This window comes from Nocardia tenerifensis NBRC 101015 (assembly GCF_000308715.1).
GTDB lineage: Bacteria > Actinomycetota > Actinomycetes > Mycobacteriales > Mycobacteriaceae > Nocardia > Nocardia tenerifensis.
In genome coordinates this window covers 63,934-79,639 of the sequence record NZ_BAGH01000184.1, presented here as the reverse complement: position 1 = coordinate 79,639, position 15,706 = coordinate 63,934, and the positions used below count along the sequence as shown (strand labels likewise).

Annotated in this window: 14 protein-coding genes; 2 read left to right on the top strand and 12 right to left on the bottom strand. The window is 66.7% G+C overall.

Features of this window, described 5'->3' with window-relative positions; all coding sequences use genetic code 11:
• Window positions 1-34 precede the first annotated feature (34 nt).
• The 12 genes from ON39_RS15255 to ON39_RS15200 all read right to left on the bottom strand — a co-directional run bounded on the left by ON39_RS15255 (window position 35) and on the right by ON39_RS15200 (window position 13,080).
• A complete protein-coding gene (locus ON39_RS15255) occupies window positions 35-1,825 on the bottom strand; it encodes an AMP-binding protein (protein WP_040734693.1) in 1,791 nt (596 codons plus the stop codon).
• 295 nt (window positions 1,826-2,120) lie between these two features.
• A complete protein-coding gene (locus tag ON39_RS15250; protein ID WP_051186648.1) occupies window positions 2,121-2,438 on the bottom strand; it encodes a roadblock/LC7 domain-containing protein in 318 nt (105 codons plus the stop codon).
• Between the two features lie 2 nt (window positions 2,439-2,440).
• Window positions 2,441-4,555, bottom strand: coding sequence for a sensor histidine kinase (locus ON39_RS15245; RefSeq protein WP_051186647.1), 2,115 nt, complete (start codon window positions 4,553-4,555; stop codon window positions 2,441-2,443).
• A gap of 44 nt (window positions 4,556-4,599) precedes the next feature.
• Window positions 4,600-5,190 (bottom strand): hypothetical protein, encoded by a 591-nt coding sequence (locus tag ON39_RS15240; protein ID WP_040734692.1) that lies wholly within the window; start codon window positions 5,188-5,190, stop codon window positions 4,600-4,602.
• A 17-nt stretch (window positions 5,191-5,207) separates the two neighbouring features.
• Entirely contained in the window at window positions 5,208-6,197 is a 990-nt protein-coding gene (locus ON39_RS15235) for an MlaD family protein (RefSeq protein WP_083894458.1), read from the bottom strand.
• Window positions 6,194-7,252 (bottom strand): MlaD family protein, encoded by a 1,059-nt coding sequence (locus ON39_RS15230; RefSeq protein ID WP_083894457.1) that lies wholly within the window; start codon window positions 7,250-7,252, stop codon window positions 6,194-6,196. The genes ON39_RS15235 and ON39_RS15230 overlap by 4 nt, the downstream gene beginning before the upstream one ends.
• Complete coding sequence (locus ON39_RS15225) at window positions 7,249-8,352, bottom strand: MlaD family protein (RefSeq protein WP_040734735.1); 1,104 nt, start codon at window positions 8,350-8,352, stop codon at window positions 7,249-7,251. Before ON39_RS15225 ends, ON39_RS15230 begins: the two co-directional genes overlap by 4 nt.
• On the bottom strand, window positions 8,352-9,428 hold the full coding sequence (locus ON39_RS15220) for an MlaD family protein (protein ID WP_146251311.1): 1,077 nt from the start codon (window positions 9,426-9,428) through the stop codon (window positions 8,352-8,354). Before ON39_RS15220 ends, ON39_RS15225 begins: the two co-directional genes overlap by 1 nt.
• A complete protein-coding gene (locus tag ON39_RS15215; protein WP_040734690.1) occupies window positions 9,416-10,420 on the bottom strand; it encodes an MlaD family protein in 1,005 nt (334 codons plus the stop codon). Before ON39_RS15215 ends, ON39_RS15220 begins: the two co-directional genes overlap by 13 nt.
• Window positions 10,417-11,445 carry an MlaD family protein gene (locus ON39_RS15210; RefSeq protein WP_040734689.1) on the bottom strand — a complete coding sequence of 343 codons (1,029 nt, stop codon included), beginning with the start codon at window positions 11,443-11,445 and terminating at the stop codon, window positions 10,417-10,419. Before ON39_RS15210 ends, ON39_RS15215 begins: the two co-directional genes overlap by 4 nt.
• 4 nt (window positions 11,446-11,449) lie before the next feature.
• Complete coding sequence (locus tag ON39_RS15205; protein WP_040734688.1) at window positions 11,450-12,313, bottom strand: ABC transporter permease; 864 nt, start codon at window positions 12,311-12,313, stop codon at window positions 11,450-11,452.
• Window positions 12,310-13,080 (bottom strand): MlaE family ABC transporter permease, encoded by a 771-nt coding sequence (locus ON39_RS15200; protein WP_246003127.1) that lies wholly within the window; start codon window positions 13,078-13,080, stop codon window positions 12,310-12,312. Before ON39_RS15200 ends, ON39_RS15205 begins: the two co-directional genes overlap by 4 nt.
• Window positions 13,081-13,639: 559 nt before the next feature.
• Here ON39_RS15200 and ON39_RS15195 point away from each other — a divergent pair.
• Both ON39_RS15195 and ON39_RS15190 read left to right on the top strand, forming a co-directional pair.
• Window positions 13,640-14,449: an alpha/beta hydrolase gene (locus ON39_RS15195; RefSeq protein ID WP_157195471.1), complete on the top strand. Its 810-nt coding sequence runs from the start codon at window positions 13,640-13,642 to the stop codon at window positions 14,447-14,449.
• A 25-nt stretch (window positions 14,450-14,474) separates the two neighbouring features.
• Window positions 14,475-15,704: a DUF445 domain-containing protein gene (locus ON39_RS15190; protein ID WP_040734687.1), complete on the top strand. Its 1,230-nt coding sequence runs from the start codon at window positions 14,475-14,477 to the stop codon at window positions 15,702-15,704.
• The last annotated feature ends 2 nt before the right edge of the window (window positions 15,705-15,706 follow it).

Here is a 15,706-nt window from a genome sequence, read left to right as displayed (position 1 = left end):
GTGGTGGTCCGGCACCCGGACCACCACAGTCGAGCTACCGGGTGCGCACCTCGTGCACCTCACCGCTCGAATCCGCGTACAGGGACTCGATCTCCGCGGCGTACTTGGTCATCACGGCGCGCCGGCGAACCTTCATCGACGGGGTCACCTCGTCACCGCCCGGTTCCCAGAACGTGCGGACGATGCGGAACCGCTTGATCTGTTCGACACCATTCAGCTTGCCGTTCGCCTCGGCAATCCCCGCGGTGACAGTCGCGACGAGCTTGGGGTTAACGGCGAGCGCCTCCGGCGACGGGTCGAGGTCGTGCTTTCTCGCGAACGCGGCGGCGGCGTCAGCATCGAGGACCACCAACGCCGAGATGTATTTGCGGTTGTCGCCGATCGGCACCACCTGACCGACCAACGAACAGCAGACTTTCACCGCGTTCTCGATGGCAGCCGGGGCGACGTTCTTGGCCGTCGCCGTGATGATCAGGTCCTTCTTGCGGTCGGTGATGAAGATGTAGCCGTCTTCGTCGACCCGGCCGACGTCGCCGGTGTGCAACCAGCCCTCCGTATCGATAGCCTCGGCGGTGCGGACGGGATCGTTGCGGTATCCGAGCATCACCGAGGGGCTGCGGACCAGCAGTTCACCGTCCTCGGCGATCTTGATCTCGCTGCCGGGCAGCACCGGGCCGACCGAACCGGCCTTGGGCCTGCCGGGTGGGTTGAGAGCGACGCCGCCGCCGATCTCCGACATGCCCCAGCCCTCACAGATCCGGATCCCGAGGGCGAGGAAGAACTCGACTGTCTCGGCCACGATCGGCGCGCCGCCCGAGAATGCCCAGCGCAGATCCTGGAGACCGAGCTTCTCCCGCACCTTGGACAGCACGATCTTGTCCAGCGCCTGGTACTTGACTTTGTCGAGCAAGCCCAGGTCCTCGCCGCGCGCCTGCGCCCTGACCTTCCGCTTCGCCAACTCGAGCGCGCTGTGCAGCAACGTGGCCTTGGTGCCCTCAGCCTCTTCGAACGCGAGCCCGAGCGCGGTCTCGAGCTTCTCCCAAACCCGGGGAACCGCAGCCCAAATCGTCGGCTGCGCCTCGGGCAGCGCCGCGGCGATCGCGCGCGGGTCGGCCACGGTCGTGACTTGCACACCGTAGACGATCATGGCGTAGTGCGCGCTGAACCGATCGCCGACGTGCGCCGACGGCAGGTAGGAGATCTGCCGGTCGCCGCGTTTGAAGTCGATGACCTGCGAGAGCGCATCCATCTGTGCCAGCATGCCGGCATGAGTGAGCTGGACACCCTTCGGATCACCGGTGGTGCCGGACGTGTAGATGATTGTCAGCACATCGGTGGGCTGGACCGCCTTCCAAGCCGCCTCGAAGTCGAAGCCGGGCTCAGCGAGCTGCTCCAGCCCGTCCAGGCTGATGGTGCCCTCGGGTGCGTCGTCGACGACGACGATGTGCTCGACCGGTCCGCCCGCCGCGCGAATCTTGTCGAGGAACTGTCGCTCGCACACGACGACACGGGAACCCGCGTTCGCCAGCACGAAGGCGATCTGATCCACCGAGTTGGTGTTGTACAGCGAGAACGGGACCGCCCCGAGGTGAAAGGCGGCGACGTCGACAATGTTGAATTCCGGCCTGTTCGTCAGCATCAATGCGACGGTGTCCTGACGCCCGACTCCGAGCCCAGCCAGGCCACCTGCGAGCGCGCGTACTTTGTCGGCGCACTGACGCCAGGTCACTGTCTGTGCGCCTCCGACAATGCGCAGGGCGACCGCTCCCGGGTCGCCTTTCACGGTGGCCTGAAATGCCTGGCACATTGTCGTGGGATTCGTCATCGTGTCCTACTCCTGGAACAGCGGGGCCTGGCAATGGCCGCCGATGAATTAGCGTCCGGCGTCCCACGCAGACCTGAATATCTGAGGGGTGAAGTGGCGGCCATCCGGGGATCCGGATTGCCGCCACATCCGTATCCGCTTGGAGCGTCAGGTGAACCCGCCTTCGACCCCGCGTCCGCAGACTGTCGCATCCGGGCGCGCGGTCGCCGCGCGCCGGAAGACTTCGCACAAGATCGTGGCTTGGTTCACTACGTCTCCTCGGGGCCACTGCTGTGTGACCCGCACAACAAGAGTCTCACCGACCGTCCGTACAGTCAATATGTTGGATCATCACCGTCCTACCGTCCCCATTCAGAACGGGTACCGACAGGTGCGCACCGACGCGACCCGCGACGCGATTCACCTCGTAGGCCGCCATCCCGAGGTCGGCACCGCGAGCGAGGCCGTGCATCCCGGAGGCCATGGCGCAGAAGCGTTCCGCGTCGACGCGGGTGAGTGCCGCCGAGCGGCCGAGAAGCAGGCCGTCGGTGGACAGCACCACCGAACAGCGGACTCCGGTGAGGCGGGAGATCATGTCGTCGAGCAACCAGTCGAGAGTATTCGCGGCGGTCATCGTCACCTTTCGTGGGGAGGTGCGGCGTCTGGATGTCGGCGACGGGCACTGCGGCCGGCGTCCATCACGGCCGAGATGCGGGCATGGGCTTCGTCCGCGGTCCGTTGCCGCACGGGTTCCGGCGGCGGGGCCACCGGTTCGGGAACGTCCGCGCGGTGGGTGCGTTGCGGCAGCCGTGGGCGATGGTCGGGCGTGCGTAGCGGGTCGGCGTCGGGCTGCGGAGAGATCGAAAGCTGGTCCCGTTCATCGAGATCGGTGATCACACTGGACGGAATCAGCACGACGGCTCGGACGCCGCCGTAGACCGACTCGCCCAGACGGACCGAAATACCGTGCTTGGCAGCAAGTTTCGCGACAACGAACAGTCCCAGCCGAATGTCATCGGTCAGAGCCGCCACACTGAAATCGGGTGGATGCGCCAGAAACTCGTTGCGTTCGGCCAGCTCGGTGGCCGGCATTCCGAGGCCTTGGTCCTCGATGTCGACCGCTACGCCCCGGCCGACTCTGGCTCCCGAGACCGCGACCGGAGCGTGCGGCGGCGAGAACGCGGTGGCATTGTCCATCAGCTCGGCCAGGGCGTGAATGAGATCGGTGACGGCCTGTCCGGCGATGTGGGCCTGGGGCAGGCGGCCGGTCCGAATTCTGGTGTAGTCCAGGCTCTCAGCGACCGCACCTCGCACGACGTCCACCAGCGGCACCGGGGTTCGCCAGCGCCGGCCCGGTTGCGCGCCGCCGAGGATGAGGAGGTTCTCCGCATTGCGCCGAGCGCGGGTAGCCAGGTGGTCGAGCCGGAACAGCAGGTCGAGGTGTGCCGGATTCTCTTCGGTGCGTTCGGCTTCGTCGAGCAGAGCCAGCTGACGGTGCACCACGAGCTGGCTGCGGTGCGCGATATCGAGAAAGACCGCGTTCACGCCCGCACTGGTCTTGTATTCGGCGACCGCCGCGGAGACGGCGGCGAGTTGGGCGCGGTGGAAAGCCGCTGCCACATGGCCGATTTCGTCGCTTCCGAATTCCGGACCTTCGACTTCCGCACCGGGGTCGACCTGTTCGCCGGCGTTCAGACGGCGCATGAGATCGGGCAGCCGCTGGTCGGCCAGTTCGAGGGTGTGGTTGCGCAAGCGCTGCATCCGCGCGACGACTCGGTTGGCCATGACCAACGCGATGGTGAAGGCCAGCACCGATACCAGCAGCACCGCGGCGCCCGCGTACAGCGAGGTGGTGGCGACGCGCTCGCCGTGCGCACGGGCCAGCGCGTGCGCGTCGCGGCTCTGGTCCTGCCAGAGTTTCAGCAGGGCTGAACGTACCCGGGTCGCGGCATTCCGCCACTCCGCCGCCTCGGTGGCGGTGATCGTTTCCCAAGCTCGCGCGTGCTGCTCTCGGCGGGCCAGGAGCTGCCAGTCGGAACCCGCTGTGATGCTTTGCAGTTGAATCAACCGCTCGCCGTGAAGCACCGACGCCGCGTAGGCCGCTTCGCGGTGATACTCGCCGACGTAGTCTCCGAAGGCGTTGAGCTGCAGCGCTTCCGGTCGTCCCGGGCCCAGGACGACCGCCCCCAATGCCACGGCACAGGAGAGCGACTCGGCGGTACGCAGCGGTGCGACGGCATAGGAAAGCTCGACGGCGATCGCCGAGTCCGGCGCGACTCGCGCCGCCAGCATCGCCGCGGTGAACGCGCTGCCGATCACCTTGCCGAACAGGTCGAAGACCTGTTCCGGTGTGACTCGGCGAGCATCGATCGAACCCCGCAACGCCGGAAATCGTTCGTACAGTTCGCGATAGCCGGATATCTCATCGGCCGAACCATCCGGATCGATGTCCCGGCCCACCTCGAGTAGATCCTGCACCTGCGCGATGGCGACATCGGTGCGCCCACGGACTGCGTAAAGGTCGGCCGCGGCATTCGGCTCGTCGACCAGGTACCGCAGCGACTGGAGCCGTTCGTCCTGGAACGCTTCGATCATCGCCCGAGCCGGATCCGTGATGCGACTGGCCAATTCGGCCCAGTTCTCGGCCTCCCGGCCGGTCTTGACCAGGTAGGTGGCGGCCCCCACGCCGATGGTGAGCAGTGTAATGCTGGAGACGAGCACGATCGCCAGCAACCGCGTGCGAATTCCCATCCGTGCGAACGATTTCCGGTCGAGCCTCAGATGCGATCGAAGCCTCATTTCGCGGGCAGCGCGTTGTCCATGCCGCCGACGTCGGTGATCTTCCAGCCCGCGTTCTTGTCGATGGTCAGTGCGTAGGTGACGGTGGATTGGCCGCCCTGCGGGGTCTGTGCGCTCGTGGTGGTGACATTGAGGAAGGCGCTGACCTTGTAGATGCCACCGGATTCGGGCGTGACGACGGCGGCGATCGGGGTGGCCTTCGAGGTCCATTGCAGCGGAAGCAGGATCTGATCGAGTTGCGCGGAGGTGGCGTCGAATTTGGCGGCCAGCTGGGTTGTGGTGTCGGCCTTGAGTTTTCCGTACCACGCCTTGGTGTCGCGGTAGTCGATCGTGGACGCGCCGACGGCGTAGTCCAGGGCGACCTGGCGGGCATGCTGTTCGTCCGCGGCAGCGGCCTCGCGGGTGGAGAGGTCGCCGCGGGCGGAGACCAGCAGGGCGGTCAGGGTCGCGATGACGACGATCACGAGGGTGGCTGTGAGAGCGGTGACGGCGGTGGAGAGCCGGATCGCCAGTCGCCGGGGTTCGGTGGAGGTCGCCGAATCCTCGGGAGCCGCGCTGTCGGCCTTTTCGTCGGTGAGAGTGCTCATTGTCGTTCTCCTGCTGTCTATTTGAGGTTGATTCGAAGATGGATCGCACCGTCGGAACCGACGGTGGCAAGGGCCTGCGAGATGAGTGCGCCCAGATCGATCTGGCTTCCGGACTCGGCGGCGGTATCCATCAGGGGGCGTAGCGCGGGTGCGAGATCGGTCAGCTGGGGGCCGATCTTCCAGAGCAACGCGTCGAGTCGTTGCAGGAAAGGGACGATGCCCTCGCCGGTGTTGTAGTCGGCGGGTGAGTCGCCGATCGAGTACAGGCCGGAGGCGGCGACGATGAGCCGGTCCAGGGAGGCTCCGAAGCCGGCCCACTGCGGGCCGGAGGTATCGAGTGCGGGTCCGGTCCAGTTCATGTCGCCGCCGAGGGTCTGCATGTCGGTGAGCAGTTGGCGGATGAGGTCGGTGCGGCTGAGGATGGTGGCGGCCAGCAGGGTGGAGGCGTGTTCGATGGCGGGCATGTGGCCACGGGTGCCGGTGATGGCGGTGTCGATGGTGCCGACCAGGGAGGAGATGGCCTCTGGGTCGAACTGCCGCATGAGCTGGACGGCGCGCACCGCCACCTGTGGAATGGACATGGGCAGGGCGGTGGTGCGGGCGTCGATGAGCTGTCCGTCGGCCAGATAGGGGCCGTTCTGGTTCGGCGGATCGAATTCGACGTAGGGTTCGCCGAGCGCGGACAGCGCTTCGATGCGCAGCTCGCTGGCAGCCGGAATCCGGTAGCGCGCATGCAGATCCAACCGCAGCTCCACGCCGGACGCGACGGTGGAGACGCCGGCGACCTTACCGGCGGGGACACCGCTCAACAGCACCGGCGAGCCCGTGCCGACACCGCCGGAGTTGGCCAGCAGAATCCGTACCGTGTGCCGGTCGTGGAACGGATCCAGGTGCAGGACACCGAAACTCAGGTAGCCGATGCCCAGGACGAGGACGCCGGCGATGGCTGCCAGCGACAGCAGGGACGCGGGTTTCACGGCACGCGGCCGCCATCGCATCGGGCTCATCGAACGGCTCCGATCATGCGCAGGGTCTCGAGGATGCGCTGTACCTGGTCGTCCTCGGAGGCAGCGGGTGCGTCCGTGTCGCCGAGGGTCGCGCCGACGATGTTGACCTTCGGACCGTGCTCGGCGAAGGGAATGACCTTGTCACGCAACAAGGCCACCAGCGCGTTGAGGTTCGATGGCGCGTTCAGGTCCAGGGGCCGGTTGGTGAACAGCAACGGCACCACGGCTTTCGCGGTGTCGTCGAGCCCCGCGACAACTGGTGCCAGCCATGCCGCATTGGTGGCCACCGGGGCGAGGGCCGACATGACCAGCAGTACGCCGACCACCGAATTCACCACGGCCGTCACGTGTTCCACGCCGTAGTCGGCGAGCAGCTTGGACACCATCGGCTCGTCGTCGAGGACCTGGCGGGCGTTGGCTTCCAGCCCGGTGAGGAAGGCGTCGACGTCATCGAGGTGGGCGGCCACATCAGTGAAGTCGGCTCCGAGGACGGCGAACATGCGCGCGGTCTGCTCGGGATGTTCGGGCAGCGCGGTGTTCAATTGCCGGACGATCTTGTGCAGGTCGAGGATCGCACCACTGCCCATCGCCGTGGCCAGTCCGGCCAGAGTGTCCTCCACCTGCAGTGGAGTGACGGTCTGGCGCAGGGGGATCGTCGCCCCATCGGTGAGGTTCGGTCCCGTCGCGTCCGCGGGGGAAGTGAGCGCGATGTGCACATCGCCGAGCGGGGTGGCCTGGCGCAGTTCGGCGGTGACGTTCGCGGGCAGGCGCACAGATTCGCTGATATCCACCGTCGCCACAACGAAACCCTTTCCCGTCGAGGTGCTTCCGGGTTCGACGAGCTCGAGATAGTCCAAATTCCCCGCGAGCACGCCGTTGGCGATCACCTTCGCGCCGAGCGGCAGGTTCAGCGCGTTCGGGAATTCGATGCGCAGGGTGTAGGTCGGTCCGCCGACGCGGGTGCCGGGCACGTTCACCTGCGCTGGATCGAACCCGCATGCCGTGGTGGTGAGCACGCCGGCCAGGATCGCGATCGAGGTCTTCCGGATTCTCATCGCGCACCTGCCGATCCGAGGACCAGCTGGGTCACCTGCACCTGCGCGAGCCCGCTGGCATCGGTGCAGCGACCGGCGGCGAGGGCGTTGATGGCGGCGCACACCTCGGCAGCAGCCGCGTCCGGCAATGCCACGGCCGGCGGCGCGTAGGTGATCGCGGTCCGCCCGGTGGCAGGGTCGACAGCTGTCGAGAAAGCCTGTGTCAGTGGCGGAATCTGGGCGATGAGCTCGCGCAGGGTACCGATGCCGGCGAGCAGCAGGGGCAGATTGTCGGCGGCAGCGTCAAGGCGGCGCAATACCGGCCCGCCGAGCGTGACGATGGCCTCGTTGGCGGCGGGCAGCACATCGCGCAGTCCTTCGACCACGTCCACGATGGGTGGCACGACCTGGTCGTTCGCGGCCTGCAGGGCGGCGGTGAGCCGGGTCAGCATGTCCTTCACGTCGCCCCAGCCATTGGCGGCGCTGTGCGCCAGGTCGGCGAGTGCGTCGATGAGCCCGCCCAGGTGACCGATGGCGGCATCGGGTGAATTCAGTGCCGCGCCGAGTTTTCGGACGATGTCGTTGATCTGCTGTCCGTGTCCGGCGGTGGCAGTGTCGAGCGCCGCGATGCCGTCCTTGATCAGGTCGGGCCGCTCCGGTTGCTCGCCGCCGTTGAGTTCGTCCGCCAGTCCCGCGAGGGCATTGAAGGTGGCGGTGAGGCTCTTGGGGGTCAGTGTGCGGGTGATGCAGCGTTCGTGGTCCCAGGCCGGTGCGCCGTCGGCGGCGGTGCCGATGAGAGCCAGTGTGCGATCGGCGACCAGGGTGTCGGACAGGGTCGTGGCGCCCACCTCCACCGAAAGGCTTTCCGCGGCGGGGATTTCGAAGTCGACCCGCGCACCATCGCCGCTGGGTTCGACGCGAGTCACGCGACCCACACGCAGGCCGAGGACGGTGACATCGCTGCCTTCGAAGAGCCCGATGCCGTCGGGCATGAGTGCGCAGTAGCTCCGCATCTCCGGTGTCGGTTTGGCGATGCGGTAGCCGACCACCGCCACGGCTGCCAGGACGAGAATCGTTGCGACGGAGAGAAATCCGCGTGAGGCGAAGGTTCGTTTCAGCATCAGCACACCCGCCCGGGGACGGGGACGCAGATGTCCGTGCCGGTGAGGGTGGTGGCGGACTGATCGAGCGACAGTCCCTGCGCCGAGACCAGCGGCTGCAGTTGTGCGCCGATCCCGCGCAGCGAATCCAGGAGTGCCTGCAGTTTGGTTCCGATCTCGTCGAGCTTGGGAAGCGAATCGGCCAGCGGTCCCGCCATCGGTGCCAGGGTGCTGTCCCAGGCCTGTGCCAGCGGTGCCGACCGGTCGAGCGTGCGCGCCAGCACGGTCATGGCCTGGTTCACCTCGAGTGTGTGGTTCTCCACCAGGGTTTCGAGGATGCGGAAGTTCTGGACAAGGGTGATGAGCACCTGTTTTCCGCCGTCGAGGGCGTTGACGTATTCGTCGGCCAGCTTCAGCGACCGGGAGATGTCGGCGTTCTGCCGGTTCATGATGTCGACGATGGTGCCGACCGCGGTCAGCGTGGTGCCGATGGCCTGCGGGTTCTTGCTGACCGCGGATTCGAGCGCGGCCACGTTCTGCCGCAGCACGGCGCCGTCGATCTGACCGACGGGCCGGATCGCCTCCTGGAACACCTTGGGCAGGCTGTAGGGCAGCAGCACCCGGTCGGCTGGAATCGGTTTGCCGCCGAGGGGTTCCGAGCCGACCGGAATGACGGCGAGGTAGTGGCCGCCGACGATGGTGAGCATGCGCACCGCGAGAGTGGTCTGCGCCCCCAGGATTACGTCCTCGGCGACGGTGAACCGCATCTCGACCCGGTCCCCGTGGGCTGCCAGGGATTTCACCTCGCCGACGGTGACACCCGCGACGCGGACCGGATCGCCGATCCGCACCGATCCCGCGTCGGTCAGATAGGCCGTGTGCGTATGGACGTCGAAGTCGGAGACGTGGACGAGGCCGAATCCGGCTGCCAGCACGACGACGCCCACCAGACCGGCCAATCCCCAGCGCCGGTCGGCACGGGCGCGGGCGGCATCGGTGAGCGGTGCCCGATGCCGCGAGCCGAGTCGCCGGAGGGCCGACGGGAACCTCCCGGCGGTCCGCGCCGCGTCGTGGACGGGTGACATCAGTTCTTGCACAGTGCGATCCTCTGTCCCGCGATGAGCAGCTGAAGTGGTTGCGGCGCTTGCGCATTGCCGTTCGAGCAGGCCGGTTGCAGCCCGGGCACCGGTGACGGAATCGCCGCGCTCAGTTGTTGCAGCACCACCGGCAGCCGGCTCAGGGTCGCGACCGTCTCGTTCGGGTCCGGGAAGGCGACCCGGAGCAGGTTCTCCAGATCCGGGTTGGTTCCGGGCGTGAATCCCACTGTGGCGAGCAGATTTTCGGCAGGTATGAGCACCGGCGGGATCTTCTGGGAGAACTCGATGAGCCCGCCGACCTTCTGGGTGAGGTTGACGAAGATGGCGGTCAGCTGGGTCAGCAGTTGCACCGCGTTACCAGATTTGCCGCCCAGGTGCTCGGAGATGAGGCCCAGATTGCGGACCAGCGTCGTGATGACGGTCTGCCGGTCGGTGACGTAGCCGCTCAGTTTCTCGATCGCGTCGAGTGCCGGGCCCATGCCGGTGCCGGACCCCTCGATGACGGCCAGCATGCTGGTGGCGAACTGGTTGAGGTCCGCCGGTGTCAGTTGCGCCAGCACGGGTTCCAGGCCGTTGAACACCGTGGTGATGTCGAACGCCGGAACGGTGTGGTCGACGCCGATGACCCGTCCGGGCGCACGCCGATTGCCCGCCTGGTCGGGCTGCTGAATGTCGAGATACCGCTCACCGCTCAGGTTCTGGTATCGGATGGCGAGGGTGCTGTTGTCGAACACCTTGTGCTCGCGCCCGACCGAGAACTGCACGGAGGCCAGGCTTCCGGTCAGGCGGATGTTGCCGACCTTGCCGACACGCACGCCGTAGACTCGCACGTCGTCTCCGGCCTTGAGTCCGTTGGCATCGGTGAATTCGGCCGTATAGCTGTCGGTCTCGCCCTCCACAGGACGTTCGATCACCTGGAGGACCACGATCAGCAGGACGATCATGACCGCCGCGAATGCACCCAGTCGCAGCAACAGTGCGCGCGCCGTCATCGCACACCTCCCAGCAGCGGGACGGCCAGGCCGGGCACGCCGCGCAGGTCCACGGCGAGGTTCAGTACCGGACCGTCTGCGGTGTCGGGCAAGGCCGCACCGAGTCGTCGCAGTAGTTCACCCAGCTCGACACCGGAGCGGGCGGGGTCGGGGACCGTGCGTGTCAGCATGGCCAGCACCGGCACGAGCGTGCTCACGGTGTCGGCGAAATGCGTTTCGGCCGTCGACAACACAGTCGCCAGGGCGGGAATGAACTCGGTCACGATCATCTGAGTGCTGGCGTCGAATCTCGCAAGATTCTCCGGTGAGCGCAGATATTCGGCGTCGTAGGCGGTGCTCAGCAGGCCGAGGAGTCCATGCGTGGTGGATGGCAGACCCGCGAGCGTCGCACCGTACTGCCCCAGTAGGAAGGAGCTGGGCAGCCGCTGGGTCTCCGCGATCGCGCGCACGGAGGCGACGACCGCTTCGATGAGTGGTGTAAAAGCACTTGTGCCGCTGGAGATCCGATCGAGGATCGAGATCAGCTCCGGGCTGAGCACCTCATTACTGAAGGTGCCGACCGAGCGCAGCAGCGTCGAAATGGTCGCGTCGCGCACCTGGCCGGCACGGGCCCCGGTCAGGTCGACTACCGCGCCGTCGGCGAGGGCCGCCCCGCCCGGGCCGCGTTCCAGCGCGATCTCGGCGACGCCGAACAGGTTGCCGGGCACGTAATCCACGCCGAACGCGTCGGTGAGCCCGAACAGTTGATCGCGATGCAGGGTCAGTGTGATGCGCTGACGCTGACCTGCCGATTCGATGGCCGAGACACGCCCCACGGCCACACCGTCGAGACGCACGTTGTTGCCTGTCTTCAGACCGGTTCCGACCTTGTCGGTGAGCACCGCCACCGACAAGGTGCCGTCGTTTCGTGACGGCAGCATGCGCCATCCGATGAGCATGAGAACCGCCACGGCCACCACGACGATGCCGATGCGGCGCGACAGGCGGGCGTCGGTCGCGACGCCGGGAAGTCCGAATGCGGGCATGCCCTTACCCCGCGAACCGGACAGGTGAGGTGAATCCCCACAGCGCCAGCGTCATGACCATATTGAGCGCGATGATCGCCACCAGGCTCGCTCGGATGGCCCGGCCCGAGGCGATACCCACGCCTTCCGGCCCTCCGGTGGCGAAAAAGCCCTGATAGCAATGGATCACGATGACCGCGACCGCGAAGACCGCGACCTTCACGACGGCGGCCACCACGTCCCAGCTGACCACGAACATGGTGAAGTAGTGGTCGTACACGCCCGCGGGCTGATCATGCAGCCGCACCACGATGACCGCGCACGCGAAGTAGCTGAGTATCAGTGCGATCAGGAAGGTCGGCACGATTGCGACCAGGCCCGCGATCACTCGGGTGGCCACCACGAAGGCCACCGACCGCACACCGAGCGATTCGATGGCGTCGATCTCCTCGGAGATGCGCATTGACCCGATTTCGGCGGTCATCCGGCAACCGGCCTGGGCGGCGAATCCGACCCCGGCCGCGATCGGCGCGAGCTCCCGCGTATTGGCGAAGGCGGAGATGACACCCGTGACCTGGCCCAGCGACACCAGATTCAGTGCGCTGTAGGCCTCGATGCCGGTGGAAGCGCCGACCGCGGCGCCCATGATGCCCATGACAGCGGCGGTGCCGCCGCCGACGACGATCGAGCCCCGCCCCCAGGTCATATCGGTGATCAGCATCATCGTCTGGCTGCGATAGTGCTGGAGCGCGAAGGGGATCGACGACAGCACCTGCCAGCAGAAGCCGAGCACGAAGCCGAGGGTGTCGAGCGGCCCCCACGGCCGCACCCGGGTGCGCAGCCTGCGAAGCCACCGAAACCCTTTGGGCGTATACGGAGTCGCGATCATGCCAGCTCCACCGGCAGGAACATGGCGGCGATCTGCGTGATGGCGACGTTCACCACCGCGATCGACACCACCGACAGGATCACCGCCGCGTTCACGCCGTCCGCGACACCGCGCGGGCCACCCTTGGCTTCCAGGCCCCGATGGCAGGCGATGACCACCACCAGGAAGCCGAAGACCACTGACTTGCCGAGCGATACCCACACATCGGCACCGGAGGTGAAGGAACCGAACGACTCCCAGTAGCTTCCGGGCGTGACACCGAGAGCGGCGATGGCCACGACATATCCGGCCAGCACGCCCATCACGATGATGAGGATGTTGAGCAGCGGTGCGACCAGCAGCATGGCGACCAGGCGGGGCGCGACGAGCCGCTGCACCGGATCGATGCCCATGACGCGCATGGCGTCGACCTCTTCCCGCACGGTGCGCGCCCCCAGATCAGCAGCGATAGCCGAGGCCGCCGCCCCGCCGAGGAGCAGTCCGGTGGCGAGCGGCGCGCCCTGCTTGATCACGCCGAGTCCGCCGGCCGCGCCGATCAGCGAATCCGCGCCGAGCTGATTCACCATATTCCCCACCTGGGCGGACACGATGACACCGAACGGAATAGCCATGAGCACACCAGGAATCGCCGTCACGGTGATGACAAACCACGCCTGTGCCAGGGTCTCCCGCCACTGGAACCGCCCCCGCACCAGATCGGTCATCACCACGCCCGTCGCCTCCACACCCGAACGCATGGCACGACCGAAGGTTTCGACGCTCGCCATCGTCGTGGTGGAGAAGTTGTCGCGCAGCGCGTGCAACCCCAGGCGATCGGCTGCGATCGGCGGTCCCTCCTCCCCCGCGTGTGTACCGGACTCCCGCATTCCATCCCCTCTGAATCGAGCTTTAGCCGTACGTACGGTCAATTGCATATGGGCAGCTATTGTGCACGGGGTCACACCTCTCGTCAACGCCCTCGGGTCTGACTGGGCAAACACCGAGCCAACGACCAGCCTCCTGGATGGGCTTCGCCACCGCAGGGCTTCAGTGTCGATCAGACTTACCTTTTGACTGTCCGTACGGTTGTGCCTACCATCCGATATATCGATGCCTCGGAGGCATCCACGGGCAATGACGCCGAATGGAGCACAACCCATGGGGAGCGCGGACTCGACAGCGCGATCGCTCGCAGGACTGGCAGGATCCGCTGCCGAGAGGTCGCAGGCGCCGACAGGTCGGCCGAGCAGGCAAAGTGTCGCAGCGCGAATACTTCTCGGAGTGGCCGTCCGGCCGCTGTTTCGTTTTGGAGAGCCCGGGGGCAACACCCTGTGGGCCATTCGCTTCGTGGCCGATCGCGCCTCGGGCTCGGCGCGCCGGATAGCGCACCGGGTATCGACCGCCACCCTCAACGGTGTGCCCTGCACCTGGGTGCAGGCCGACAGTGCCGTACTGGGCGAGACGACCGTGCTGTACCTGCACGGCGGCGGATTCCTGGTGGGGTCGTCGCGGTCGCACACCGCCCTGGCGGTGCGACTTTCCGCGGCCTGCGATGCCCGAATCTGCCTGCCGGACTATCGATTGTCTCCCGAATATCCGCATCCTGCCGGCGCTGACGACGCACTCGCGACCTATCGGGGACTGCTCGCCGCGGGCGTGGACCCGGCGCGACTGGTCGTCGCGGGTGATTCCGCGGGCGGACATCTGGCGGCCGGGCTGATCAACGATGTCATTCGGGAAGGACTGCCGCGGCCCGCCGCGGTGGTGCTGCTCTCCCCCGTCATCGATCCGACCGCGGCCAGTGCCATGGCCCGGGACCGGCGGCGCCGCGATCCGGTTCTCGCCGTGCCGTTCTGGGCGCCGGCCCTTCGCGCCCATTTCGGCGGTGCGGGCATTCGCGATCAGCGCACCACGCCGATCGACGGGGTGGATCGCCGCTGGCCGCCGACCTTCATCCAGGTCGGCACGCGAGAATGTCTGCTCGATGACGCGCGGAGTTTCGCATCCGCGCTGAAAAGCGTTGGCGTGCAGTGCGAATTGCAGGTTTGGCCGGGTCAGGTGCACGTCTTCCAGATGCTGGCGGGACTCGTGCCCGAGGCAGCGGACGCCATCGCCGAGATCGCACGCTTTCTGCACCGCACACGTCGCGCCGCGTAGCGGCCCGCTCACCGAGGGGGAATTCATGGACTGGTCGACGGTGGCCACCGACCTACAGGAGAACTGGCATCTGTACGCGCTGATGCCGTTCGTCGCGGCCGCGATCGGCTGGTTCACCAAGCTGGTCGCGGTCGAGATGCTCTTCCGCCCATTGGAATTCAAGGGCATCCCGCCGTATCTCGGATGGCAGGGCCTGGTTCCGAGGTATTCGGCGCGGATGGCGACCGTGGCGGTGGATCTCATGCTGGCACGGTTGATCGATCCGCAGGAGATCATCGACCGCATCGATCCGGAGGAACTGGCCAAGCACATTCAGGAGCCGATGCTCGACACCGTCGCCGATGTTGTGCACGAGCTGATGATGCGCCACCAGCCCGGAATCTGGGAGCTGCTGCCGGATCAGTTGCGGCGCATACTGATCCGCCGCATCCAAAGTGATTCGCCGCGACTGATCGCGCAGATGATGGACGACCTGAAGGTCAATGTGGATCTGGTCTTCGACATGCGCTCGATGGCCATCGACGCGCTCATGCGCGACAAGGCGCTGACCGTCCGGATGATTCGCGAGATCGCGGCGCCCGAGATGCGGTTCATCGTGCGCTCGGGCCTGGTATTCGGTTTCGTGCTGGGCATCGTGCAGGCGGTCATCTGGGCGTTCACCCATTCCGCGCTGATCATGCCGTTGTTCGGCGCGTTCGTCGGCTATTCCACCGACTGGCTGGCGCTGCAGATGGTCTTCCGGCCCATCGAGCCGAAGCGCTACCTCAGCGTATTCCGTTGGCAGGGACTCTTTCACAAGCGCCGCGACCAGGTTGCCGTGGATTACGGCGGGCTCATCGCCAACGAGATCCTGACCCCGGCCAATATCATTCACGCCATGCTGACCGGCCCGCAGTCCGATCGGTTGTTCTCCCTCGTCGAATACGAGGTGCAGCGGGTACTCGATCAGCAACTCGGCCGCGCGAAGCCCCTCGTCGAATTCGCCATCGGCCCGAGCCTCGAAGCCATGAAGCACGAGGTGGTCGACACCATGCGCGCTCGGCTGCCCGACAGCACCCGGCAGATCGAGGAGTACACCATGCGGGCCCTCGACGTACACGCCATGGTCATCGAGAAGATGCGGCTCATGACCAACGACGAGTACGAGAACATTCTGCGCCCGGCCTTCAAACAGGACGAGTGGAAGATCGTGGCCGTCGGCGCGGTCCTCGGTTTCCTGATCGGCGAACTACAGGTCCTCCTGCTGCTGCACTGACC